Source organism: Rhodobacter lacus, assembly GCF_042683065.1.
Lineage (GTDB): Bacteria > Pseudomonadota > Alphaproteobacteria > Rhodobacterales > Rhodobacteraceae > Rhodobacter > Rhodobacter lacus.
In genome coordinates, this window is sequence record NZ_JBHUIX010000002.1 from 22,658 (window position 1) to 45,438 (window position 22,781).

The window sequence follows — 22,781 nt, forward strand, 5'->3', positions numbered from 1 at the left end:
CGCCCCCCGGACCCCCTGCTGGTTGCGCAAAGCCGTGCGCTTATTCGGATTTGCCGAGGGCCGCCGCGTCCATCTGCTGCTCATGCTCGCGGCGCAGCGCCTTGCGCAATTCCGCAGCCTTCCAGCGCAGTATTTCGGTTTCGGTCTCGGGCTCCAGAGGCGGCACCGGCACGGTTTTGCCCGCCTCATCCACCGCCACCATGGTGAAATAGCAGCTGTTGGTATGGCGCCGCGTGCCCTCGCGGATGTTTTCCGCCTCGACCCTAATGCCAATTTCCATCGAGGAGCGCCCGGTATGGTTCACGCTGGCGCGAAACCGCACCAGCTCACCCACATGGATCGGCTCCTTGAAGATCACCTGGTCCACCGAGATCGTCACCGCATAGCGCCCCGAATAGCGCGAGGCGAGCGAGAAGGCGACGCGGTCCAGCCAGTTCAGAAGCGCCCCCCCATGCACCTTGCCGGAAAAATTGGCGAGATCCGGTGTCATCAGGACGGTCATCTCAAGCGTCTTGCGCTCGGCTTCGGCGATCGTGTTGGTCATGGCGCTCTCCAACGGAAATCCTGCCCCTGACTAGCGGTTTTGCGCGCCCGATGCCACGCCCGATCCGGGCCGCGCGCCTGCGACGAAGCGCGCGTTCAGCCGCCCTCGCCCGGCCCCAGTTCGGCCTCGAGAAAGCGCTCGAACGCGTCAAGATCGAGCGGCTCGAACTGGCCGAAACTCTGGATCCAGGTGATCGCCCCCTCCATCGCCGCGGGCTCGAGCTTGCACCATTTCACGCGGCCGCGCTTTTCCTGACTGATCAGCCCGGCCTCGGCAAGGATCGCCAGATGCTTCGAGATTGCCGCAAGCGACATGGCAAAGGGCTCCGCCACATCGGTCACGGCCATGTCGTCCTCGAGCAGCATGGTGAGGATGGCGCGCCGGGTCGGGTCCGCCAGCGCGGCAAAAACGGCGTCAAGGGCGAGGCTGGGCGGGGCAATCATGGCCACAGAATGCGCGCGCGCCCCGGAAACGTCAACCGATCGGTTGAATATGCACGCGCAGCGAGATTGCGCTAACGCCAGCGCCCCTCGCCGCGCGGAAGACTCGAATGCGAACAAAATCAGGTGCTTGCGCTGTGCCAAGCCAAGCCCCAACGGCGTTGACTCAGGGGCCTCTCATGGTTAGACAAACCTCAACCTGCGGGGGGCGTCTTATGTCGGATCCAGTTTCGGAAGAACCCGATCCCGAGCGCCTCGCGGCGCTGGAAAAACGCCTTGCGACACTGCGCAAGGAAGAAGCCACGCCCAAACCTGCGGCAACGGGTGATTTTCGGATGGCCGAGATGGGCTACCGGATGATCATCGATCTGATTGCGGGGCTGGGGATCGGCTTCGGCATCGGCTACGGGCTCGACGCCATTCTTGGCACCAAGCCTTTCCTGATGCTGGTGTTCATCTTCCTCGGCTTTGCGGCGGGCGTGAAGGTGATGCTGCGCTCCGCCGACGAGATGACAAAGGCACAGGCGGCGGCCCAGTCCGCTGGCAAAGAGGGGAAATAGTCGTGGCAGAAGAAGCTGGCACCGGCCTTGTGTTCCACCCGATGGAACCGTTCAAGATCCATCCGCTGTTCGGCGATGGTCCGATCCACTGGTACACCCCCACCAACGTGACGCTGTGGATGTTCATCGGCATTCTGGCAATCACGCTGTTGCTCGTTGTGGGCACGCGCGGTCGCGCCGTGGTGCCGAGCCGGGTGCAATCGGTTGCCGAACTCGCCTATGGCTTCGTGCACAAGATGGTCGAAGACGTCGCGGGCAAGGACGGGCTGAAGTATTTCCCCTATATCTTCACGCTGTTCCTGTTCATCGTCTTCTCGAACTTCCTTGGCCTGATCCCGATGGCCTTCACCCCCACCTCGCATATTGCGGTGACCGGGCTGATGGCGATTGCGGTGTTCCTTGGCGTGACGATCCTTGGCTTCGTCAAGCACGGCGCGGGCTTCCTCGGCCTGTTCTGGATCACCTCCGCGCCGCTTGCGCTGCGCCCGCTTCTGGCGCTGATCGAAGTGATCTCCTACTTCGTGCGCCCCGTCAGCCACTCCATCCGGCTTGCGGGCAACATGATGGCCGGCCACGCCGTGATGGAAGTGTTTGCCGCCTTTGCGCCGCTGATCCTCGTTTCGGCCGTCGGCATTGCCGTCACGCCGCTCTCGGTCCTCGCGATCACCGCCATGTATGCGCTTGAGACGCTGGTGGCCTTCGTGCAGGCCTATGTTTTCACCATCCTGACCTGCGTTTACCTGAAGGACGCGCTGCATCCGGGCCACTGAGCCCCCTCAGCCGCGCGCCCCAGGGCCGCATCGCAAGTCTTCAACCTATCTAGCCAATTCCAACCTCAAGGAGTGTCGATCATGGAAGGCGATATCGTTCAAATGGGTGCCTACATCGGTGCCGGCCTCGCGTGCACCGGCATGGGCGGCGCTGCCGTCGGTGTGGGCCACGTCGTGGGCAACTTCATCTCGGGCGCGCTGCGCAACCCCTCGGCGGCTGCCTCGCAAACCGCCACCATGTTCATCGGTATCGCGTTCGCCGAAGCGCTGGGGATCTTCTCGTTCCTCGTCGCGCTTCTGCTGATGTTCGCCGTCTGATCCCACTACCTCATCCTTGCGGTCGGGTGGGCGCATCGTGCCCACCCGGTAACTGAGGGGTCCAGGGGGACGACATGGCAAACGAAACACAGGCGGTCGACGCCGCTGCCGCTGTCGCCGGTCATGCCGCCGAAGCCGCAGAAAAAGGCGGGATGCCGCAGCTCGACTTCTCGACCTTCCCGAACCAGATCTTCTGGCTTCTGGTGTCGCTCGGCGTCATCTACTGGCTGCTGACGCGGATTGCGCTGCCGCGCATCGCCTCGGTGCTGGCGGACCGTCAGGGGACGATCTCGGGCGATCTGGCGGCGGCCGAGGAATACAAGCTCAAGGCCAAGGACGCGGAAGCGGCCTATGCCAAGGCGCTCGCCGATGCTCGCGCGCAAGCGCAAAAGATCATCGCCGAGACCCGGGCCGAGATCCAGAAAGAGCTCGACGCCGCGACGGCCAAGGCCGATGCGGAAATCGCCGAGCGCGTTGCCCAATCGGAAGTCGCCATCGGCGAGATCCGATTGGGTGCGCTTGAGGCGGTGCAAGCCGTTGCAGCCGAAGCGGCGGCGGAAATCGTCGTGGCGCTCGGGGGCAAGGCCGACAAGGCCGCGCTTGGCGCGGCGGTCGATGCGCGGGTGAAGGGGTAACACGATGAAGAAACTGATGTTCCTGCTCGTGACCCTTTCGGCTTCGCCGGCTTTCGCTTCGGAAGGGCCGTTCTTCTCGCTGCGCAACGCGCATTTCGTCATCTTGGTGGCGTTCCTGATCTTCATCGGCGTGCTGCTGAAGGTGAAGGTGCCCTCGATGCTGGCGGGCATGCTCGACAAGCGTGCGGCGGGCATCCGCTCGGAGCTTGAAGAGGCGCGGGCGCTGCGCGAAGAAGCGCAGACGATCCTTGCCTCCTACGAGCGCAAGGCGCGTGAAGTGCAAGCCCAGGCCGAAGAGATCGTGGTGGCGGCAAAGCGCGATGCGCAGCTTGCAGCCGATCAGGCCAAGGACGATCTGAAGGTGGCGATCGAACGCCGCCTGAAAGCGGCCGAAGACCGGATCACCTCGGCGGAAGCCGCGGCGCTGAAGGAAGTCAAGGACCGTGCCGTGCAGGTGGCCGTTGCCGCCGCGGGCGAAGTTCTGGCAAAACAGATGTCGGCTTCGGACAAGGCCGGTCTGATCGACAAGGCGATTGGCGACGTGGAAACGCGCCTGAACTGAGCCGACCCGGTCCAGAGAAAATCCAGAAACCCGGCCTCGTGCCGGGTTTTTGCGTTTGCCAAAGGGCTTTCTTTCGCCGCGCTTACACGCGGCGACCCGCGCGGGGGCTCCGCCCCCGCCCCCCCGGGATATTGAGAGCAAGGTGAAAGGCAAAGCCTTCCGCGCCGGATCGGCTCGGGCAGATTGCGGCGCTCACGCGCGGCGGACCCAATCTTTCAAAGCTCTTTCGGGGATGTAGGCGGGGGACAAAAGGCAAAGCGCGAAGGCGTATTCCCCTTCGACTTTGCGCAAATATCCCGGGGGGTGCGGGGGGCAGCGCCCCCCGCCCGGGTCGCGCCCGCTTACGGGCGCGAAACCGTTCCTCTCGATCCGGCTCAGACCTTGAGCGCGGGGATGATCTGTTTCTTGCGGCTCATGATGCCCGGCAGCACGACGCTGTCGCCGGTGACGGTGCAGCCAAAGCTCGCCTCGGCGACGGTCTTGACGAAATCGTTCGGCACCAGCAGCGTGGCTTCCTCGTTGAGGATATCGACGACGAAAAGGAGCACCTGATCGGCGCCGTCTTCCTTGGCCACATCGACCATCGAGGCCATCAGGCTCGCCTTGCGGTCAAGCACCAGCTTCGGCGCGGTGGTCTCGAGCACGCTCACGCGCAGCTCCTTGCCGTCGACGGTGTATTCCTTGCTGTCCATGCGCAGCAATTCCGCATCCGAAAACGCCGAGACATCGGATTTCGCCTCGAACATCGCCGTGGCAAGCGCGCCCATGTCGACGCCGAGATCGGCGGCCAGCGCGGCGCAGACCTCTTTGTCATGCGCGGTGGTGGTGGGGGAGCGGAATTCGAGCGTATCGGAGAGGATGCACGACAGCATCGCGCCCTTGATGCCGCGCGGTGCCTTGGCCACGGCATCGCCCATCAGGTCATACATGATGGTGGCGGTGCAGGCGAGCGGGCGGATCGTGATGTCGATCGGGCCCTTGGTCTCAAGCCCGCCCACCAGCTTGTGGTGGTCGATGATCGCGGTGATGTCGGCCTTGTTGATGCCCTCGGGCAGCTCGGCGGGGTTGTTGGTGTCGACGATCACCACTTTCTCGCCTTCGGCCACGCCGGAGATGATCTCGGGCTTTTCGAGCGCCCAGTGCTTGAGCACGAAAGCGGCTTCGGTGTTGGGCTCGCCCAGCAGCGCCGCGCGCGCGGGCTGTCCCAGCACTTCGGTCATGTACCAGGCCCAGGCGATGGGCGAGCCGGTGGAATCGGTGTCGGGAGATTTATGGCCGAAAACCTTGGTGGTCATGCGTTCCTCGGGTGATCTGATGGGTGTGAAGTCGGACGCCTTATAGGCACTGCCGGGGCGCTTGTCACCTCCCGGCAGCGGCTTTCACACCCGCGCCCGAGGGGCTCAGTCGTCCATCTTCAGCGCGGCGATAAAGGCGCTTTGCGGGATCTCGACCTTGCCGAACTGGCGCATCTTCTTCTTGCCCGCCTTCTGCTTTTCCAGAAGCTTCTTCTTGCGGGTGGCGTCGCCGCCATAGCATTTCGCGGTCACGTCCTTGCGCATGGCGGAAAGGGTCTCGCGCGCAATCACCCGCCCGCCGATCGCCGCCTGAATCGGGATCTTGAACATGTGGCGCGGGATCAGCTCCTTGAGCTTTTCCACCATCGCCCGGCCCCGGCCCTCGGCGCGGTCACGGTGCACCATGATCGAGAGCGCATCCACCGGCTCGTCATTCACAAGGATCGACATTTTCACGAGGAAATCCTCGCGATATTCGGCAAGCTGATAGTCAAAGCTCGCATAGCCCTTGGTGACGGATTTCAGCCGGTCGTAGAAGTCGAACACCACTTCCGAGAGCGGCAGGTCATAAACGACCATCGCGCGCGAGCCCGCATAGGTGAGGTCGAGCTGGATGCCGCGGCGATCCTGGCACAGCTTGAGCACGTCGCCCAGATATTCGTCGGGCACCATGATCGTCGCCTTGATGCGCGGCTCTTCGATATGGTCGACATAGGTGAGGTCGGGCAGGTCGGCGGGGTTGTGGAGTTCCCGCACCTCGCCATCCTTCATGTAGAGCTTGAACACGACCGAGGGCGCGGTGGTGATCAGATCAAGATCATATTCGCGCTCGAGCCGGTCACGGATCACCTCGAGGTGCAACAGCCCAAGGAAGCCGCAGCGGAAGCCGAAGCCGAGCGCGGCCGAGGTCTCCATCTCGGAGCTGAAGCTTGCATCGTTGAGCGCAAGTTTTTCAATCGCGTCGCGCAGGGCGTCGAAATCGTTGGCGTCAACCGGAAAGAGGCCGCAAAACACCACCGGCTGCGCCGGTTTGAAGCCCGGCAGCGGCTTGTCACAGGGCTTTTTCTCATGCGTGATCGTGTCGCCCACGCGGGTGTCGCGCACCTGCTTGATCGAGGCGGTGAGCACGCCGATCTCGCCCGGACCAAGCTCGGCAATATCGACCATTTGCGGCTTCAGCACGGCCAGCTTGTCGATGCGGTAGGCTGCACCGGTTTGCATCATCTTGATCTGGTCGCCCTTGCGGATCACCCCGTCCATGACGCGGATCATCACGACAACACCGAGATAGGCATCATACCAGCTGTCTACCAGCATCGCCTTGAGCGGCGCGTCGCGCTCCCCTTCGGGCGGGGGCAGACGATGCACGATGGCTTCGAGCACATCGGGAATGCCGAGCCCGGTCTTGGCCGAAATCGGGACCGCGTCAGAGGCATCGAGGCCGATCACATCCTCGATATTCGCCTTCACCGCGTCCGGGTCTGCCGCGGGCAGGTCGATCTTGTTCAGGACCGGCACGATCTCATGGCCCGCATCGAGCGCATGATAGACGTTGGCGAGCGTCTGCGCCTCAACGCCCTGGGAGGCGTCAACCACCAGAAGCGAACCCTCCACCGCGCGCATCGAGCGCGAGACTTCATAGGCAAAGTCGACATGGCCGGGGGTGTCGATCAGGTTCAGGATGTAGGTCTGGCCATCCTTCGCCGGATATTCGATCCGCACGGTGTTCGCCTTGATGGTGATGCCGCGCTCACGCTCGATATCCATGCTGTCGAGCAGCTGTTCCTTCATGTCGCGCTGCGCCACCGTGCCCGTCATCTGGATCAGACGATCGGCGAGCGTGGATTTGCCGTGGTCGATATGCGCCACGATGGAAAAATTGCGGATGTGATCGAGCTTTGTCATGCCGCGCATATAGCGGCAAAGAGGCAAGCCGGGAAGGGGTCACGAGAGGGCGGCGCGGGGCATAATGCGGGCGCGCCCCCGGGCGTTTCCAAGCGCCGCGATATTGCCATTGACCGCGCGCTTCGCTTGGCTAATCAATCGCTCCACAGACCCCCGGAGGCCCCCATGATCCTGTCCGTTCCCAACATGACCTGCGCCCATTGCAAGGCTGCCGTCGAGAATGCCATCACCGAGGTGGGCGGCTCCGCCCTCGTCAGCCTCGAAGACCGCGAAGTCGAGGTGAACGGCCTGCCCGAGGAGACGGTGCTCGCCGCGCTCAAGGCGGCCGGTTACGAGGCCGAGGTGATCGCCTGAGAACGGCGCCCGCCACGCCCCGACCGCGCCATTTATGGGTGTGCGCGGCAGGGTTCCCCAATATCTCGCGTGCGCAGGCCCAATCGGCAAGAACCCGCCGAGCGCATTGTGCCCGGTTGCCAAAAGCGTTAAAATCCATGCCAAATTGACGGGCCCGGCACGAACCGCGCCCGCAACTGGCAGTATTCAGGCAACCTTGGGAACAGCAGCATGAAGACCCTCGTTATCGCCGCCGCGCTCACCCTTGCGGGCAGCGCAGCCTTTGCAGGCCCGATCGACAGCGCTTGTGTGAAGGCGGGCCGCACCGCCGACCGCGGCTTGTGTGGCTGCATCCAGCAAGTCGCGGATGCGACCCTCTCGCGCGCCGACCAGCGCCGGGCGGCGAAATTCTTTACCGACCCCGACATGGCGCAAGATGTGCGCATGTCCGACAGCCGCTCGGATGAGGATTTCTGGCTGCGCTACAAGGGCTTTGCCGAGGCCGCCGAGGCTTATTGCGCGCGCTGAAGCCGCGCCAGCAGCGCCCGCGCCCCCGCCTCGATGATATCGAGACAGCCATCGAAATCGCGGGTGTAATAGGGATCGGGCACCTCTGAGGCGCCCTTTTCCGGCTGCAAAAACATCTCAAGCCGTGCCGTTGCGCCTGCCGGGCGCAGGGCCTCTGCATCGCGCAGGTTTTGCCGGTCCATCGCGAGAATCAGATCGAACGTCGCGAAATCGGCCTGGGTGATCTGCCGCGCCCGGAGCTGGCTCAGATCATACCCGCGGCGCGATGCCGCGGCCTGCATCGGCGCGTAGGGCGGCTCGCCCGCATGCCAGCCGCCGGTGCCTGCGCTGTCGAGTGTGGCCGCAAACCCGGCCTGCGCCGCCAGCGACCGAAACACCCCCTCCGCAGCCGGAGAGCGACAGATATTGCCAAGGCAGAGAAACAGGATACGCATGAGGCATCTGTAGCGAAGGAGCGCGCCCATGGCCAGAATCGTGATTCTCACCGGCGCGGGAATTTCGGCGGAAAGTGGCATCCGCACGTTCCGGGCCGCGGATGGGCTGTGGGAAGAGCACCGCATCGAAGAGGTGGCCACCCCGGAGGGATTCGCCCGCAACCCGGACCTGGTGCAGCGCTTTTACAACGCGCGCCGGGCCGCCGCGGCCGCGGCAGCGCCAAATGCCGCCCATCTCGCGCTGGCCGCGCTGGAGGCGGACGGGCGGCATGCCGTTCTGGTGGTGACGCAGAATGTGGATGACCTTCACGAGCGCGCGGGCACGCAAAACCTGATCCACATGCACGGCACGCTTGCGGGGGCAGTTTGTGCGGGCTGCGGCCATCGCTGGCCCGCGCCGGCGCAGATGCACATCACCGACCCCTGCCCCGCCTGCGGCAAACCCAAGACGCGGCCCGATATCGTCTGGTTTGGCGAAATGCCCTACCGGATGGAAGAGATCTGGGCCGCGCTGCGGCAGGCGGATCTCTTTGTCTCGATCGGCACCTCGGGCAATGTCTACCCGGCGGCGGGCTTTGTCGCCGATGCGATGCATGCGGGCGTGCCGACGCTGGAACTCAACCTTGAGCCCTCGGCGGGCACGCGGATGTTCGACACGGCCCGCCATGGCCCCGCCACCGAGGTCGTGCCCGCATGGGTGCGCGAGATGCTGGCGGACAAGACCTGAAAGGGATATGAATCGCTTGACGCGGAGCGGCTTTGCCCTTATGCCCCGCGAACGGATTTCCGGGAACCGCGCCAGCGGGTCTCGCAGTATTGGAAGTGGGCCGCGAGCGCCCGAGGAAACGAAGGAACATCGCCATGTCGCGCGTCTGCGAACTGACCGGCAAAGGCCCGATGTCGGGCAACAACATCAGCCACGCGAACAACAAGACGCGTCGCCGGTTTCTGCCGAACCTGAACGACGTCACCCTGATTTCGGACGTTCTGGGCCAATCGTTCAAGCTGCGCGTCTCGGCCGCTGGCCTGCGCACCGTTGACCACCGTGGTGGCCTCGACGCTTTCCTGATGAAAGCCTCGGACACCGAGCTTTCGGCCAATGCGCTGAAAATCAAAAAAGCCATCCAAAAAGCTCAGGCCGCCGCCTGACCGCTTCCGATGGTTCGTGCAAGGCCCCGCTTTTGCGGGGCTTTTTGCATTTATTCAGTGCGATAGCGCCGCGAGCATTTCGGCTGCAGCGGCGGCGGGGGCGGCCCGGCCTTCGGCCACCGCTGCCCCCAGCGCCTGCATCTTGGCGCGCACGGCAGGGTCGGTGTGAAGCCGCGCCAGAAGCCCCTCGCGCACCTCGGTTTCGAACCAGTGCCGGGCCTGTTGCGCCCGGCGGCGCTCAAAATGGTGATGCTCCCGGCGCCAGTCGGCAAGCCCGCACATGTCGCCCCATGCCGCTTTCAGCCCTTCTTCGGCCAGCGCCGAGACCGCGACGGCCTTCGGAAACCCCTCCGGGTCTTGCGGGCGGCGCCGCAAAAGCCGGAGCGCGCCCGCGTAATCAGACATCGTGCGCAGTGCCGCGGGCTTGAGATCCCCGTCCGCCTTGTTGACGAGAATCATGTCGGCCATTTCCATGATGCCGCGCTTGACGCCCTGCAGCTCATCGCCCCCCGCAGGCGCCATGAGCAGGATGAAAAGGTCGGTCATCTCGGCCACGAGCGTTTCGGACTGCCCCACGCCGACCGTCTCGATCAGCACCACGTCAAAGCCCGCTGCCTCGCACAGGCTCACCGCCTCGCGGGTGCGGCGCGCCACGCCCCCCAGTTGCGCCTGGCTCGGCGAGGGCCGGATGAACGCCATCGGCTCGCGCGAGAGCCGCTCCATCCGCGTCTTGTCGCCCAGAATCGAGCCGCCCGACCGCGCCGAAGACGGGTCCACCGCCAGCACCGCAACCTTGAGCCCCTGCCCCACCAGCATCATGCCGAAGCTTTCGATGAAGGTCGATTTGCCCACGCCCGGCGTGCCGGAAAGGCCGATCCGCAGCGCCTGCTTGCCCGCCCCCGCCAGCGCTTCGAGCAGCGCCGTGGCCTGCGCGCGATGATCTGCCCGCCCCGATTCGACCAAGGTGATCGCCCGCGCCAGCGCCCGGCGCTCACCGGCAAGGAGTCGCGGGGCAAGATCGGTCACGGGGTCGGTCGTCACGGTCATCTTTGCCTCCTCAAAGCACGTCTAACGAAACTGTCATCGGGTCGTCGATCTGTTCCGGTTTCATGCCCGAGGCGGGCAGTGTATGTCCAGAGTGAAGACCCCCAGACAGTTTCGAGGCACCGATGAGAGCTGCCGTCCGCACCCTGACTGCACTTGCCACCGGGCTCGCGCTCGCGCTGGCGCAACCGGCTCAGGCCGACCAGACCGACCATATCGTCTTTGATGTCCTGCTCGGCGGGGTCAAGGCGGGCGAGCTTGTCATCGATGGCAAGATCGCCGCGGGGCGCTACGGCGCGCAAGGCCTCATGCAGACCACGGGGCTGGCAGGGATGCTGAAAAAGATCCGCTACGAAGCCACGGCAGATGGCCGGGTAACGCGCGGCGGCTTCTCTCCGCGCAGTGTCGAAGTGGTCTCGCAACGCGGCGATGCCCGCTCGCGCAACACGGTGATCTATAATGGCGGTGTGCCGGCCTCGGTGATCCACGAGCCGCCCCGCACGCCGCGCCCCAATGATGTCGACCCCGCCAAACAGGGCGGCACGATCGACCCGCTCACCGCGCTTTACGCGGTTTTGCGCGACGTCTCCCCCGATGAGGCGTGCAAACTCTCCGTCACGCTCTTTGACGGCACGAAACGCTCGCAAGTGGCGCTGTCTGCGCCCGAACCCGCCGGAGCCGGGCTGCGCTGTGCGGGCGAATATCGCCGTCTTGAGGGGTTTTCCGAGAAGGATATGGCGGAAAAGACCCGTTTCCCCTTCACCCTCACCTATGCGCCCACCCCGGACGGGGCCCATTTGCAGGTGGTCGACATTTCCACCGAGACGATCCTTGGCAAAGGCCGCCTGAAACGGCGATAAGGGCCGGGTGAAAGACGCACTGCCCATCGACGCGATCCTGCCTGACCTCTGCCGCACGCTCGCTGCGGCGGGGCGCGTTGTGTTGATGGCGCCCCCCGGTGCGGGCAAAACCACACGGGTGCCGCTTGCGCTTCGCGATCAGGTCGCGGGCCGAATCCTGATGCTGGAGCCGCGCCGCCTCGCCGCGCGGGCCGCCGCCGAGCGGATGGCGCAAACGCTGGGCGAGACCGTCGGCGAAACTGTGGGCTACCGCATCCGCGGCGAGGCGAAGCTCTCGAAGGCAACCCGGATCGAGGTGGTGACCGAGGGCATCCTCACCCGCATGCTGCAATCCGACCCCGAGCTTGCGGGCGTGGGCTGCGTGATCTTTGACGAATTTCACGAACGCTCCCTCAATGCCGATCTCGGCCTCGCGCTCACCTGGGAGGCGCGCGCGGCGCTGCGCCCCGATCTTGCGCTGGTGGTGATGTCGGCCACGCTCGACGCCGCGCCGGTGGCGGCACTTCTGGACGATGCACCGATCCTGCGCTCGGAGGGGCGCGCCTTTCCGGTTGAAACGCGCTGGCTGCCGCGCCCCGTCGCGCCGGGGATGCGGCTTGAGGCGGCAGTCGCGGGGCTCGTGCACCAAGCGGTGGAAGAGACCACGGGCGGCGTGCTGGTGTTCCTGCCCGGCGAAGGAGAGATCCGCCGCGTCGAGGCGCTTTTGCGCGACCGTCTGCCCGCCGATGTGGCCCTGCGCCCGCTCTTTGGCGCGATGGAATTTGCCGCCCAGCGCGCCGCGATTGCGCCTTGCGAGCGGGGCCGCAAGGTGGTGCTCGCCACCGCCATCGCCGAGACCTCGCTCACCATCGAAGATATCCGCGTGGTGGTCGATGCAGGCCGCGCGCGGCGGCTGCGCTTTGACCCCGCCTCCGGCATGGCGCGGCTGGTCACCGAACGCGTCTCCCGCGCCGAGGCCGAACAGCGCCGCGGCCGCGCGGGCCGTGTCGCCGAAGGGATCTGCTACCGGCTCTGGACCAAGGGCGAAGAGGGCGCACTGCCCGCCTTTGCGCCGCCCGAGATGGCGGTGGCGGATCTCGCTGCGCTGGCGCTCGAGCTTGCGGCATGGGGCTCGGATGGCGCGGACCTTGCCTTTCTCACCCCGCCGCCCGGCCCGGCGCTGGCCGAGGCCCGCGCGCTTCTCGAAAGCCTTGGCGCGCTCGATGCGGGCCGCATTACTGCGCATGGCAAGGCCCTCGCCGCGCTGCCGCTGCATCCGCGCCTTGCGCATATGCTGGTGATGGCCGGGCCCGAGGCCGCGCCGCTCGCCGCCCTCCTTGAGGAGCGCGACCCGATCCGCGGCGCCCCGGCAGACCTCACGCTGCGGCTGAGCGCGATCCGCGATCCGGGCCGCTACGAGGCGCACCACCCCGGCCAGCTCCATCGCGGCACGCTGGAGCGTATCCGCAGCGAGGCCAAACGCCTCGCGCGCATGGTCCCGGCCCCGGCCGAGCGCTACAGCCCCGCCGAAATGCTCGCCCTCGCCTACCCAGACCGGATCGGCCTGCGCCGGAAGGGCGATGCCGCGCGCTATGTGCTCTCGGGCGGCAAAGGCGCGGTGCTGGACGAGGCCGACGGGCTTGGCAAGCATCGGCTGATCGTGGCCTCCGACCTTGACGGAGACCCCCGCGAAGCGCGGGTTCGCCAAGGCCTCGCGCTCGCCGATGCCGAGTTGCGCCGCCTTTATGAAAACCAGATCGCCTGGCACGACGTTTGCGCCTGGTCAAAGCGCGAGGGGCGCGTTGTGGCGCGCCGCCAGGAGCGCTTTGGCGCGCTGGTGCTCGAAGATCGGCACTGGCCCGAGGCCCCGCCCGAAGCGCTGGCGCGCGGCGCGCTCGACGGGCTGCGCCAGATCGGGCTCCCGCTGACGCCCGCCGCCGCCCGCTTCCGCGCCCGTGTCGATATTTTGCGCGGCGATGGCGCCGCATTCCCGGACCTTTCCGACGCGGCCCTGCTCGCGGGTGAGGCCCTGCTGCCATGGCTCAAACGCGCGCGCACCGAATCCGAGCTGCGCGGTCTCGATCTCACCGAGGCGCTGCGCGCCCAGCTCGACTGGGCCCAGATGGCTGATCTCGACCGGCTCGTGCCCGGCCATTTCGAAACCCCGCTCGGGCGGCGTGTGCCAATTGACTATGGCGCCGAAGTGCCGACGATCGAGGTGAAACTGCCCGAGATGTATGGCGTGACGCACCACCCCACCGTGGGCCCGAAACGCCATCCCTTGCGCATCGCGCTCCTCTCGCCGGGAGGCAAGCCAATTCAAGTGACGATGGACCTGCCCGGCTTTTGGGAGGGCTCTTATGCCGAGGTGCGCAAGGATATGCGGGGCCGCTACCCGCGCCACCCCTGGCCGGAAAACCCGCGCGAGGCCGACCCGACCACGCGCGCAAAACCGCGCGGCACCTAGAGCCCGGCGATCACCGCCTCCGAGCGCGACAGCGTGGCGAAATCGGCGCCGAGCACACCAAAGGTCACGGCGGCGATCTCCTCAGCCGAAAGACCCATCATCGGCAGATCGAAGCCCAGACAGGCATCGCGCGGCAAAATCACCTCAAAACCCAGATCGGCGGCGGCCCGCACCGCGGAGGTGACACAAAAGCCGAGCACCGCACCGGTGACGATGAGCCGGGTGATCCCCGCGGCGCGCAAATGCGCGGCAAGATCGGTCGAGGCAAACGCCGAAGAGGTGGATTTGTAAAACACCGCTTCCCCCGGCAGGGCCTCGGCGCAGGGCATCGGCTGCGCCCCGGGCGCTGCGGGATAAAAGGGCGAGCCGGCATCGGCGTCATGATGGCGCACATGCACGACCGCGCGCCCCGTGGTCCGGCAGGCCGCGGCAAGCCGGGCAATAGCGGCCGCCGCATCGGGGTTCACCGCCGCGCGCCCCTCATCCAGTCGCGCCTGCATCTCCATCTGCATGTCGATGATCAAAAGCGCCGTCTTGCCCATCCTCGCCCCTTCGACTTTGTGCAAATATCCCGGAGGGTGAATTTTGCGCGTCAGCGCAAAAGAGGGGGGCAGCGCCCCCCTTCTTCCTTACTTCCCCAAAGCCCAGCGCATCACGGCCTTTTGCGCATGGAGCCGGTTTTCCGCCTCGTCGAAAATCACCGAATGCGGGCCATCCATCACCGCGCTGGTCGCCTCATCGTTGCGATGCGCGGGCAGGCAATGCATGAACAGGCAATCGGACTTCGCCTTGGCCATCAGCGCCTCGTTCACCTGATAGGGGCGCAACTGGTTATGGCGCCGCTCCTTGGCCGATTCCGGGTCATGCATCGACACCCAGGTGTCGGTCACGATCAGATCCGCGCCCTCGACCGCCTTCGCCGGATCCCGCTCGATCGTCACGTTGACGCCCTTGGCACGCGCAAATTCGATCCATTCGCGTTCGGGATCGAGCGTCGAGGGGCCGGTAAACGTGAGGTCAAAGCCAAACTGCCCCGCCGCCTGCAGGAAGGAGGCGCAGACATTGTTGCCGTCGCCCGACCAGACCACCTTGCGCCCGGCGATCGGGCCGCGGTGCTCCTCATAGGTCATGATATCGGCCATGATCTGGCAGGGATGGGTGCGGTTCGTCAGCCCGTTGATCACCGGCACCGAGGCATATTCGGCCATCTCAAGGAGCGTCTGCTCCTCGAAGGTGCGGATCATGATCAGATCGACATAGCGGCTCAGCACGCGGGCGGTGTCGGCGATGGTCTCGCCATGGCCGAGCTGCATTTCCTTGCCCGAAAGCACCATCGTCTGGCCGCCCATCTGCCGCACGCCCACGTCGAAGCTCACCCGGGTCCGGGTCGAGGGTTTCTCGAAAATGAGCGCCACCATGCAGCCATCGAGCGGCTTGTCGTCATCGGGCGCCCCTTTCGGGCGACCAAGGCGGGCGGTTTTCATGGCCCGGGCGCTGTCGATCATCGCGCGCAGTTCGGTCGGCGCGGTGGTATGGATGTCGAGGAAATGGGTCATCATCTTTTCTTTCTTGCGACGCCGGGGGCTGTCTGCCCCCGGACCCCCGAGGATATTTTCGGCAAGATGAAATCAGGCCGGGTTCTGTTCGAGATGCGCGGCGGCGGCATCAAGGCGGCGCACGGCCTCGGCCATGTCGTCTTCCGAGATCGTCAGCGCGGGCAGGAGGCGCAGCACATTATCCGCCGCGGGCACGGTGAGCAGATGCTCCGCATAAGCGGCTTTGACCACATCGGCAGGCGCGGGCACGCATTTGAGGCCCAGCATCAAGCCTTGGCCGCGCACCTCGGTGAACACCTCGGGATGGGCCGCAACGAGCCCCTCAAGGCGCTGGCGCAAAAAGGCCGCCTTGCGGCTCACCGCGTCAAGGAACCCTTCGGCGGTGACAATCTCCATCACTTTCGCGCCGATGGCACAGCCAAGCGGGTTGCCGCCATAGGTCGAGCCATGGCTGCCCGCGGTCATGCCGGAGGCGGCGTTTTCGGTGGCGAGCACGGCGCCAAGCGGAAAGCCGCCGCCGATGCCCTTGGCCACCATCATCACATCGGGCGTGACGCCGGCCCATTCATGCGCAAAGAGCTTGCCGGTGCGGCCCATGCCGCATTGCACCTCGTCAAACACCAGAAGCGTGCCGGTCGCATCGCAGATCTCGCGCAGCCCCTTGAGGAAAGCGTCCGTCGCCGGGCGGATGCCGCCCTCGCCCTGCACCGGCTCGATCAGGATCGCGGCGGTGGTCTCGCCGACCGCGGCCTTTACGGCCTCAAGGTCATCCCAGGGCAGATGCACGAAGCCCGGCAGCAGCGGGCCAAAGCCCTTGGTCATCTTTTCCGAGCCGACCGCGGCGATGGCGGCAGAGGACCGGCCATGGAAGGCACCGGCAAAGGTGATGATGTCGGTGCGCTCGGGCGCGCCTTTCTCATACCAGTATTTGCGCACCATCTTCACCGCAAGCTCGCAGGCTTCGGTGCCGGAGTTGGTGAAGAAGACGGTATCGGCAAATGTGGTGGCCACAAGCAGATCGGCAAGCTTTTCCTGCTCGGGGATCTGGTAGAGGTTCGAGACATGCCAGAGCTTGCCCGCCTGTTCGGTGAGCGTGGCCACAAGCGCGGGCGCGGCATGGCCAAGCGCATTCACCGCGATGCCCGCGCCGAGGTCCAGATATCGGCTGCCATCCGCCGCCTCGAGCCAGGAACCTTCGCCCTTCACAAAGGCGAGGGGCGCACGGGAATAGGTGGGCAGGATGGAAGCGATCATTTTGTGCTCCGAAAAAGGAAGGCCAAGGGGTGCAACAGGCGCGCGGCGGCTGTCAACACTGTCTGGCCGGGATGGGCGGATTTGTGGAGAGATGTGGCGAGAAGCCACGGCAGATCAGGCGTCAGGCGCGGGTGCGGCGACGTCGGGGACGGGCGATGAGGGCGGTCCGGGTGATCATGGGCTGCGCTTAGCGAATCCGCTCCGCGCTGTCAAAGTGAAACCGCAAGAGCGCAAGGGAGGCCCCGATATCGCCCCCTGAAAGACACGTCCGCAAACCGTCTCCAATGCCCCGGAGAGCAAGCGCCATCGTCCCAATCTCTCTCGTGAACTCGCGCGCGTGCGGCGCGACGCAGGCTTGCCCGCGCTCGGCGCAATGCGCTGCGCTTTTCACGCTTTTGCGAAAGATGCAGGGCAGATGCGCAACTGACTTGGCCCGGGGGGCGCGCGCCTCTATGATCCCACCGACTTGAGGAGGACCCCCGGATGATCGTCGAAACCGGGCATTTTGCCCTGATCCTCGCGCTGTTCGTGGCGCTGGTGCAAACCACCGTGCCGCTTGTGGGCGCGCACAAGGGCTGGTCGGGCTGGATGGCGGTCGCCGCCCCCGCGGCACTGGCGCAATTCCTGCTCATTGCCACCGCCTTTGCGGCGCTGACCTATGCTTTCGTCGTCTCGGATTTTTCGCTCGAGCTCGTCTATGCCAATTCGCATACCGACAAGCCGATGCTCTACAAGGTCTCCGGCGTCTGGGGCAACCATGAGGGCTCGATGCTCTTGTGGGTGCTGATCCTGTCGCTGTTCGGTGCGGCAGCGGCGGCCTTTGGCGGCGCGCTGCCCGAGCGGCTGCGCGCGCGGGTGCTCTCCGTGCAGGGCTCGATCGGGCTTGCCTTCCTTGCCTTCATCCTCTTCACCTCGAACCCGTTCACGCGGATTGTCGATGTCCCCTTCAACGGGCGCGACATGAACCCGCTTTTGCAAGACCCCGGCCTCGCCTTCCACCCGCCCTTCCTCTATCTCGGCTATGTCGGGCTCTCGATGGCGTTTTCCTTCGCCGTCGCCGCGCTGATCGAGGGGCGGGTCGATGCTGCCTGGGCGCGCTGGGTGCGGCCCTGGACGCTCGCGGCCTGGGTGTTCCTCACCATCGGCATCGCGCTCGGCTCGTGGTGGGCCTATTACGAACTTGGCTGGGGCGGCTTCTGGTTCTGGGATCCGGTCGAGAATGCCTCTTTCATGCCCTGGCTGCTCGCAGCGGCGCTGCTGCATTCCGCCATCGTGGTGGAGAAGCGCGAGGCGCTGAAAAGCTGGACGATTCTTCTGGCGATCATGGCCTTCGGCTTTTCGCTGATCGGCACGTTCCTCGTGCGCTCGGGGGTCATTTCCTCGGTGCACAGCTTCGCCAATGACCCTGAACGCGGCGTCTTCATCCTGATGATCCTCGCCGCCTTCACCGGTGGCGCGCTGATGCTCTTTGCGGCGCGGGCCGGGGAGATGCAGGCCAAGGGCATCTTCTCGATGGTCAGCCGCGAATCGGCACTGGTGATCAACAACATCCTGCTTGCCGTGGCGGCGCTTGTCGTGTTCACCGGCACGGTCTGGCCGCTGGTGGCAGAACTCTTCTGGGATCGCAAGCTCTCGGTCGGCGCGCCCTTCTTCGAGAAGGCCTTCACCCCCTTCATGGTGGCGCTGGCGGTCCTGCTGCCGATCGGCGCGATGATGCCCTGGAAACGGGCCAACCTTGCCCGCCTGGTCGGCCCGCTCGCGCCCGCCGCGATCCTCACCCTTGCGGTGATGGCGTTCGTCTGGACGATGGCCACCGGGCGGCCGGTGCTCGCCCTTGTCTCCGCCGGGCTCGGCTCCTGGCTCGTGTTCGGGGCGCTTGCCGAAATCTGGCAGCGCGCGGGCCGCACCCCCGCCCGCATCGCGCGGCTGCCGCGCGCCGACTGGGGCAAGGCGCTCGCGCATGGCGGGCTTGGCATCACCATCGCCGGGATCGGGCTGTTGATGGCCGGTCAGGTCGAGGATATCCGCGTGGCAAAAGCGGGCGACAGCTTCACGGTTGCGGGCTTCGAGATCACGCTTGACGGGGTCGAGGCCGTGCCGGGGCCAAACTACACCGCGCAGCGCGCAACGATGGAAGTGCACCGCGGTGACACGCTCATTGCCACACTCCACCCCGAAAAGCGCGTTTATCCGGTGCAGGCGATGCCCACGACCGAGGCCGATATCGACAACGGCTTCTGGCGCGACATCTATCTTGTGATCGGCGATCCGCAAGAGGGCGGGGGCTGGGCGGTGCGGACCTATATCAAGCCTTTCGCCACCTGGATCTGGGCGGGCTGCCTGATCATGGCCTTTGGCGGGCTGATGAGCCTCTCTGACCGGCGCTACCGGGTTGCCGCCGGCGCGCGCAAGGCCGCGCCCCTTACGGCTGTTGCTGCGGAGTGAGCCGATGTTGAACCGTGTTTTGCTGCTTGTCCTTCTCACCCTTGCCGCACCGGCCCATGCGGTGCAGCCCGACGAGGTGCTCGCCGATCCCGCGCTCGAGGCGCGGGCGCGGCAGATCTCCCAAGTGCTGCGCTGCCCGGTCTGCCAAGGCGAAAATATCGACGAATCAAACGCCGGGGTGTCGCGCGATCTGCGCCTTGCCGTGCGCGAACGGCTCGTCGAGGGTGATACCGACACCCAGGTGATCGACTATGTGAAGGATCGGTTCGGGGAATATGTGCTCTTTGAACCCGAGCGCCGCGGCGCGAACCTGATCCTTTACTGGATGGGCCCGGTGGTGCTGATGATTGCGCTGGGCGGCGTGTTCCTGTGGCTGCGCGGTCGACGCAAGGAAGAGCAGGCCCCGGCAGTGGCGCTCAGTTCCGAAGAGCAAGCGCGGCTGAAGGAACTGCTGCAAGACTAAACCGCGGGCCCAGATCGCAGCTTTCGCTTCGGCAGAGCCGAAGCGACCCGCCGGGGGGCGCTGCCCCCCGGACCCCCCGGGATATTTCTGCAAAGTCGAAAAGGCCGGTCGGTTTTCCGCGCCGATCTTCGCCATGCGGTCCGGGAGCTTGTGCGTCCATCCACATTGAGCGAAGGCTGCCCTTTCTCCTTGCCCCAAATATCCCGGGGGTCCGGGGGCGGAGCCCCCGGCGGGTCGCACCGCGCCAGCGGGGCGAAATCAATCCTCTCGTGACGCGGGGTTCCGCTTTGCGCCACCTCTCCCGCGCGGCAAGATCGCGCGAGCGAGGGAGGCACGAGATGGGCTACGAAACGATCCGATACGATTTTGCCGAAGGGCTGGCGGTGATCACGCTCAACCGCCCCGAGGTGATGAATGCGCTCAATACCGTGATGCGCGCCGAGATCACCGCCGCTTTGCTGCGCGCACAGGCGGAGGCCCGCGCGGTGGTGCTGACGGGCACCGGGCGCGCCTTTTGCGCCGGGCAAGACCTCAACGACAGCGGAGCGATCACGGATCTCGAGACCCTCCTGCGCGCGGAATACGAGCCGATGCTGCGCGCCATCACCGAAGCGCCGGTGCCGGTGATGGCCGCGGTCAACGGCGCCGCCGCAGGCGCGGGTGCCAACCTTGCGCTGGCCGCCGATGTGGTGATTGCCGCGCATTCCGCGAGTTTTCTGCAAGCCTTTACCCGGATCGCCCTGATGCCCGATGCGGGCGGCACCTGGACCTTGCCGCGTCAGGTCGGGCTGGCGCGGGCGATGGGGTTGGCGCTCTTCGCCGAAAAGATCAGCGCAGCGGAGGCCGCCGCGCTCGGGTTGATCTGGGAGGCGGTGCCCGACGTGGATTTCGACGCACATTGGCGCGCACGCGCCACCCATCTCGCCACGGGGCCCACCGCAGCCCTGCGCGCCACCAAACAGGCGCTCCGCGCAAGCTTTGGCAATGACCTGACCACGCAACTCGCGCTCGAGGCGCGGTTGCAAGGCGCATTGGGCCGCAGCGCCGATTGCCGCGAGGGGGTGGCCGCCTTTCTCGAAAAGCGTGCCCCGCGCTTCAGCGGCACCTGAGCCGGGCGGGGCGGCATCGGGGCGCTTGCCCGCCCGCGCGCCCCGCGTTAGGCAGGGCCGGCGCGGGCGTGGCGGAATGGTAGACGCATGGGACTTAAACTCCCTCGGAGGCAACTCCATACCGGTTCGAGTCCGGTCGCCCGCACCAGCCGCTTCACGCGGGGCGGATTCCGCGCTTGCCCCGCCCTGCCGCCGCTCCTAAACCGGGTCAAGCCCGGAGGAGGAGCCATGGCCCGCAGACCACAGACCCCGCTCGAAGAGCGCCCGAAAACACGCCGCGTTGCCGGGTTGAGGGGCCTTGCCCCCTTTCTCGCCCCCTATCGCGGCATGGCGTTTGCCACGCTCGCCGCGCTTGTGCTCACCGCCTGCGTCACGCTGCTTCTGCCCGTTGCCGCGCGCCGCGTGGTGGACAGCTTCCAGTCCGGGGGCGAACTGCTCGATGAGTATTTCCTCGCCGCCCATATCATCGCCATCCTGCTCGCCGTCGGCACCGCCACCCGCTACTGGCTGGTGACGCGGTTTGGCGAGCGCGTCGTCGCCGATATCCGCAAGGCGGTGTTTGACCGCGTGATCGGGCTCTCGCCTGCCTTTTACGAGCGCGTGCTGACCGGAGAGATCATCTCCCGCATCACCACCGACACGACGCTGATCCAATCCCTGATCGGCTCCTCTGTCTCTGTCGCGCTGCGCAACATCCTGATCCTCGCGGGCGGGCTTTTCATGCTGCTGCTGACCTCGGCCAAGCTCACTGGCCTCGTGCTGTTGATCGTGCCACTTGTTGTGGTGCCGATCATCGTCATGGGGCGACGGCTGCGCCGGCTGAGCCGCGAAAACCAGGACTGGATCGCCTCCTCTTCCGGCTCCGCCTCAGAGGCGCTCTCCTCGGTGCAGACGGTGCAGGCCTTCACCCATGAGCCGCGCACCCGGAGCGCCTTCGCGGATGTGACAGAGAAGGCCTTCGCCGTCGCCTCCGCCCGCATCACCATGCGCGCGGCAATGACGGCACTCGTGATCTTCCTCGTGTTCGCGGGCATCGTTGGCGTGCTCTGGATTGGCGCGCGCGACGTGCGCGCCGGCGCGATGACGGTGGGCGAACTCGTGCAATTTGTCATCTATGCGGTGATGGTGGCCGCGGCGGTGGGTGCGCTCAGCGAGATCTGGGGCGAGCTTTTGCGCGCCGCAGGCGCGACCGAGCGGCTCGTCGAACTTCTGGGGGCAGAGGATCAGGTTTCAGACCCGGACCAGCCCGAGGTGTTGCCAGCGCCCGTGCAGGGCGCCATCGCCTTTGAAACCGTCACCTTCCACTACCCGTCGCGGCCCGAGATGTCGGCGCTCGACGCGGTCAGCCTCACCATCGCGCCGGGCGAGACGGTGGCGCTGGTCGGCCCCTCCGGGGCGGGAAAAACCACGATCATCCAGTTGATCTTGCGGTTTTATGACCCGGAAACCGGCCGCGTGACGATTGACGGGCACGACCTGCGCACCCTCAAACGCGCCGAATTCCGCCGCGCCCTTGCGCTTGTGCCGCAAGACCCGGTGATCTTTGCCACCACCGCGCGCGAAAACATCCGCTTCGGTCGCCCCGAGGCAAGTGATGCCGAGGTTGAACAGGCCGCGCGCGCCGCCCATGCGCTCGACTTTCTGCAGGCCCTGCCGCAGGGGTTTGACACCTATGTGGGCGAGCGGGGCGTGATGCTTTCGGGCGGGCAAAAGCAGCGCATCGCCATCGCCCGCGCGATCCTGCGCGATGCGCCGATCCTGCTGCTTGACGAGGCGACCTCGGCGCTTGACGCCGCCTCCGAGCGCGCGGTGCAGGCCGCCGTGGACGAGATGCGCGCCAGCCGCACCACGCTCATTGTGGCGCACCGGCTTGCCACGGTGAAGAAAGCGGACCGGATTTTGGTCTTTGACCATGGCCGCATCGTCGCGCAGGGCACGCATGAGAGCCTTGTTGCCGAGGGCGGTCTCTATGCCGAACTGGCGCGGCTGCAATTCACCACCGGGGGGCTCACGGACTGAGCCCCTCACGCGGCGTCAGGCCGCGCCATGACGTGACGTTTCGTCGCCCCTCGGCCTTGCCCGTCAGCGCAGGATTGCGCAAAGTGACGGGCAGGCTCGGGGAGGAACGGGC

The 22,781-nt window shown here is 66.1% G+C and carries 24 protein-coding genes and 1 tRNA gene; 16 read left to right on the forward strand and 9 right to left on the reverse strand.

The features are described from left to right. Window positions 1-40 precede the first annotated feature (40 nt). Together ACFSM0_RS00855 and ACFSM0_RS00860 are read right to left on the reverse strand one after the other, a co-directional pair. A complete protein-coding gene (locus tag ACFSM0_RS00855) occupies window positions 41-544 on the reverse strand; it encodes an acyl-CoA thioesterase (RefSeq protein ID WP_377385769.1) in 504 nt (167 codons plus the stop codon). A 95-nt stretch (window positions 545-639) separates the two neighbouring features. Then, a complete protein-coding gene (locus ACFSM0_RS00860) occupies window positions 640-987 on the reverse strand; it encodes an ArsR/SmtB family transcription factor (RefSeq protein ID WP_377385772.1) in 348 nt (115 codons plus the stop codon). Between the two features lie 212 nt (window positions 988-1,199). Between ACFSM0_RS00860 and ACFSM0_RS00865 the strand changes: the two genes are divergently transcribed. From ACFSM0_RS00865 to ACFSM0_RS00885, 5 genes are all read left to right on the forward strand, one after another. Then, a complete protein-coding gene (locus ACFSM0_RS00865) occupies window positions 1,200-1,544 on the forward strand; it encodes an AtpZ/AtpI family protein (protein ID WP_097068398.1) in 345 nt (114 codons plus the stop codon). A 2-nt stretch (window positions 1,545-1,546) separates the two neighbouring features. Continuing rightward, a complete protein-coding gene (locus ACFSM0_RS00870; RefSeq protein ID WP_245860850.1) occupies window positions 1,547-2,314 on the forward strand; it encodes a F0F1 ATP synthase subunit A in 768 nt (255 codons plus the stop codon). A gap of 81 nt (window positions 2,315-2,395) precedes the next feature. After that, a complete protein-coding gene (locus ACFSM0_RS00875) occupies window positions 2,396-2,632 on the forward strand; it encodes a F0F1 ATP synthase subunit C (RefSeq protein WP_013066486.1) in 237 nt (78 codons plus the stop codon). Between the two features lie 74 nt (window positions 2,633-2,706). Further along, the gene (locus ACFSM0_RS00880) at window positions 2,707-3,267 is read left to right on the forward strand and encodes a F0F1 ATP synthase subunit B' (protein WP_377385779.1); all 561 of its coding nucleotides are present in this window, start codon (window positions 2,707-2,709) and stop codon (window positions 3,265-3,267) included. Window positions 3,268-3,271: 4 nt separating this feature from the next. Beyond that, entirely contained in the window at window positions 3,272-3,829 is a 558-nt protein-coding gene (locus tag ACFSM0_RS00885; RefSeq protein ID WP_377385782.1) for a F0F1 ATP synthase subunit B, read from the forward strand. 374 nt (window positions 3,830-4,203) lie between these two features. On the opposite strand, the gene ACFSM0_RS00890 is transcribed toward ACFSM0_RS00885, so the two are convergent. Continuing rightward, entirely contained in the window at window positions 4,204-5,124 is a 921-nt protein-coding gene (locus ACFSM0_RS00890) for a manganese-dependent inorganic pyrophosphatase (RefSeq protein ID WP_377385785.1), read from the reverse strand. A gap of 105 nt (window positions 5,125-5,229) precedes the next feature. Next, window positions 5,230-7,029 carry a translation elongation factor 4 gene (lepA, locus tag ACFSM0_RS00895; protein WP_377385787.1) on the reverse strand — a complete coding sequence of 600 codons (1,800 nt, stop codon included), beginning with the start codon at window positions 7,027-7,029 and terminating at the stop codon, window positions 5,230-5,232. Window positions 7,030-7,194: 165 nt separating this feature from the next. Between lepA and ACFSM0_RS00900 the strand changes: the two genes are divergently transcribed. Beyond that, a complete protein-coding gene (locus ACFSM0_RS00900; RefSeq protein ID WP_377385790.1) occupies window positions 7,195-7,383 on the forward strand; it encodes a heavy-metal-associated domain-containing protein in 189 nt (62 codons plus the stop codon). 210 nt (window positions 7,384-7,593) lie between these two features. Continuing rightward, entirely contained in the window at window positions 7,594-7,890 is a 297-nt protein-coding gene (locus ACFSM0_RS00905) for a hypothetical protein (RefSeq protein WP_377385793.1), read from the forward strand. Here the strand turns inward: ACFSM0_RS00905 and ACFSM0_RS00910 are convergent. Continuing rightward, complete coding sequence (locus ACFSM0_RS00910) at window positions 7,875-8,324, reverse strand: low molecular weight protein-tyrosine-phosphatase (protein WP_377385796.1); 450 nt, start codon at window positions 8,322-8,324, stop codon at window positions 7,875-7,877. The genes ACFSM0_RS00905 and ACFSM0_RS00910 overlap by 16 nt on opposite strands. A gap of 28 nt (window positions 8,325-8,352) precedes the next feature. On the opposite strand from ACFSM0_RS00910, the gene ACFSM0_RS00915 reads away from it, so the two are divergent. Further along, window positions 8,353-9,051: an NAD-dependent deacylase gene (locus ACFSM0_RS00915; protein WP_377385799.1), complete on the forward strand. Its 699-nt coding sequence runs from the start codon at window positions 8,353-8,355 to the stop codon at window positions 9,049-9,051. 134 nt (window positions 9,052-9,185) lie between these two features. Further along, window positions 9,186-9,473, forward strand: a complete 288-nt coding sequence (gene rpmB / locus ACFSM0_RS00920; protein WP_377385802.1) for a 50S ribosomal protein L28 — start codon at window positions 9,186-9,188, stop codon at window positions 9,471-9,473. Window positions 9,474-9,527: 54 nt separating this feature from the next. Here the strand turns inward: rpmB and meaB are convergent, their stop codons facing one another. Further along, complete coding sequence (gene meaB, locus ACFSM0_RS00925) at window positions 9,528-10,520, reverse strand: methylmalonyl Co-A mutase-associated GTPase MeaB (RefSeq protein ID WP_377385805.1); 993 nt, start codon at window positions 10,518-10,520, stop codon at window positions 9,528-9,530. Between the two features lie 122 nt (window positions 10,521-10,642). On the opposite strand from meaB, the gene ACFSM0_RS00930 reads away from it, so the two are divergent. Continuing rightward, window positions 10,643-11,377, forward strand: coding sequence for a DUF3108 domain-containing protein (locus tag ACFSM0_RS00930; protein ID WP_377385808.1), 735 nt, complete (start codon window positions 10,643-10,645; stop codon window positions 11,375-11,377). 7 nt (window positions 11,378-11,384) lie between these two features. Beyond that, the gene (gene hrpB / locus ACFSM0_RS00935; protein WP_377385811.1) at window positions 11,385-13,823 is read left to right on the forward strand and encodes an ATP-dependent helicase HrpB; all 2,439 of its coding nucleotides are present in this window, start codon (window positions 11,385-11,387) and stop codon (window positions 13,821-13,823) included. Here hrpB and ACFSM0_RS00940 read toward each other — a convergent pair. The 3 genes from ACFSM0_RS00940 to ACFSM0_RS00950 all read right to left on the reverse strand — a co-directional run bounded on the left by ACFSM0_RS00940 (window position 13,820) and on the right by ACFSM0_RS00950 (window position 16,633). Next, window positions 13,820-14,365 (reverse strand): isochorismatase family protein, encoded by a 546-nt coding sequence (locus tag ACFSM0_RS00940; RefSeq protein ID WP_377385814.1) that lies wholly within the window; start codon window positions 14,363-14,365, stop codon window positions 13,820-13,822. The genes hrpB and ACFSM0_RS00940 overlap by 4 nt on opposite strands. A gap of 87 nt (window positions 14,366-14,452) precedes the next feature. Continuing rightward, on the reverse strand, window positions 14,453-15,379 hold the full coding sequence (gene argF, locus ACFSM0_RS00945) for an ornithine carbamoyltransferase (protein ID WP_377386166.1): 927 nt from the start codon (window positions 15,377-15,379) through the stop codon (window positions 14,453-14,455). A gap of 72 nt (window positions 15,380-15,451) precedes the next feature. Then, a complete protein-coding gene (locus ACFSM0_RS00950) occupies window positions 15,452-16,633 on the reverse strand; it encodes an aspartate aminotransferase family protein (protein ID WP_377385817.1) in 1,182 nt (393 codons plus the stop codon). 483 nt (window positions 16,634-17,116) lie between these two features. Here ACFSM0_RS00950 and ACFSM0_RS00955 point away from each other — a divergent pair, with 483 nt between their 5' ends. The 5 genes from ACFSM0_RS00955 (at window position 17,117) to ACFSM0_RS00975 (ending at window position 22,669) form a co-directional block, all read left to right on the forward strand. Continuing rightward, window positions 17,117-19,078: a heme lyase CcmF/NrfE family subunit gene (locus tag ACFSM0_RS00955; RefSeq protein WP_377385820.1), complete on the forward strand. Its 1,962-nt coding sequence runs from the start codon at window positions 17,117-17,119 to the stop codon at window positions 19,076-19,078. A gap of 4 nt (window positions 19,079-19,082) precedes the next feature. Then, window positions 19,083-19,541: a cytochrome c-type biogenesis protein gene (locus tag ACFSM0_RS00960; protein WP_377385823.1), complete on the forward strand. Its 459-nt coding sequence runs from the start codon at window positions 19,083-19,085 to the stop codon at window positions 19,539-19,541. Window positions 19,542-19,879: 338 nt separating this feature from the next. Then, window positions 19,880-20,650 carry an enoyl-CoA hydratase-related protein gene (locus tag ACFSM0_RS00965; RefSeq protein WP_377385826.1) on the forward strand — a complete coding sequence of 257 codons (771 nt, stop codon included), beginning with the start codon at window positions 19,880-19,882 and terminating at the stop codon, window positions 20,648-20,650. A gap of 62 nt (window positions 20,651-20,712) precedes the next feature. Then, a tRNA-Leu gene (locus tag ACFSM0_RS00970) sits at window positions 20,713-20,798 on the forward strand. A gap of 80 nt (window positions 20,799-20,878) precedes the next feature. Beyond that, on the forward strand, window positions 20,879-22,669 hold the full coding sequence (locus tag ACFSM0_RS00975) for an ABC transporter transmembrane domain-containing protein (protein ID WP_377385829.1): 1,791 nt from the start codon (window positions 20,879-20,881) through the stop codon (window positions 22,667-22,669). The last annotated feature ends 112 nt before the right edge of the window (window positions 22,670-22,781 follow it).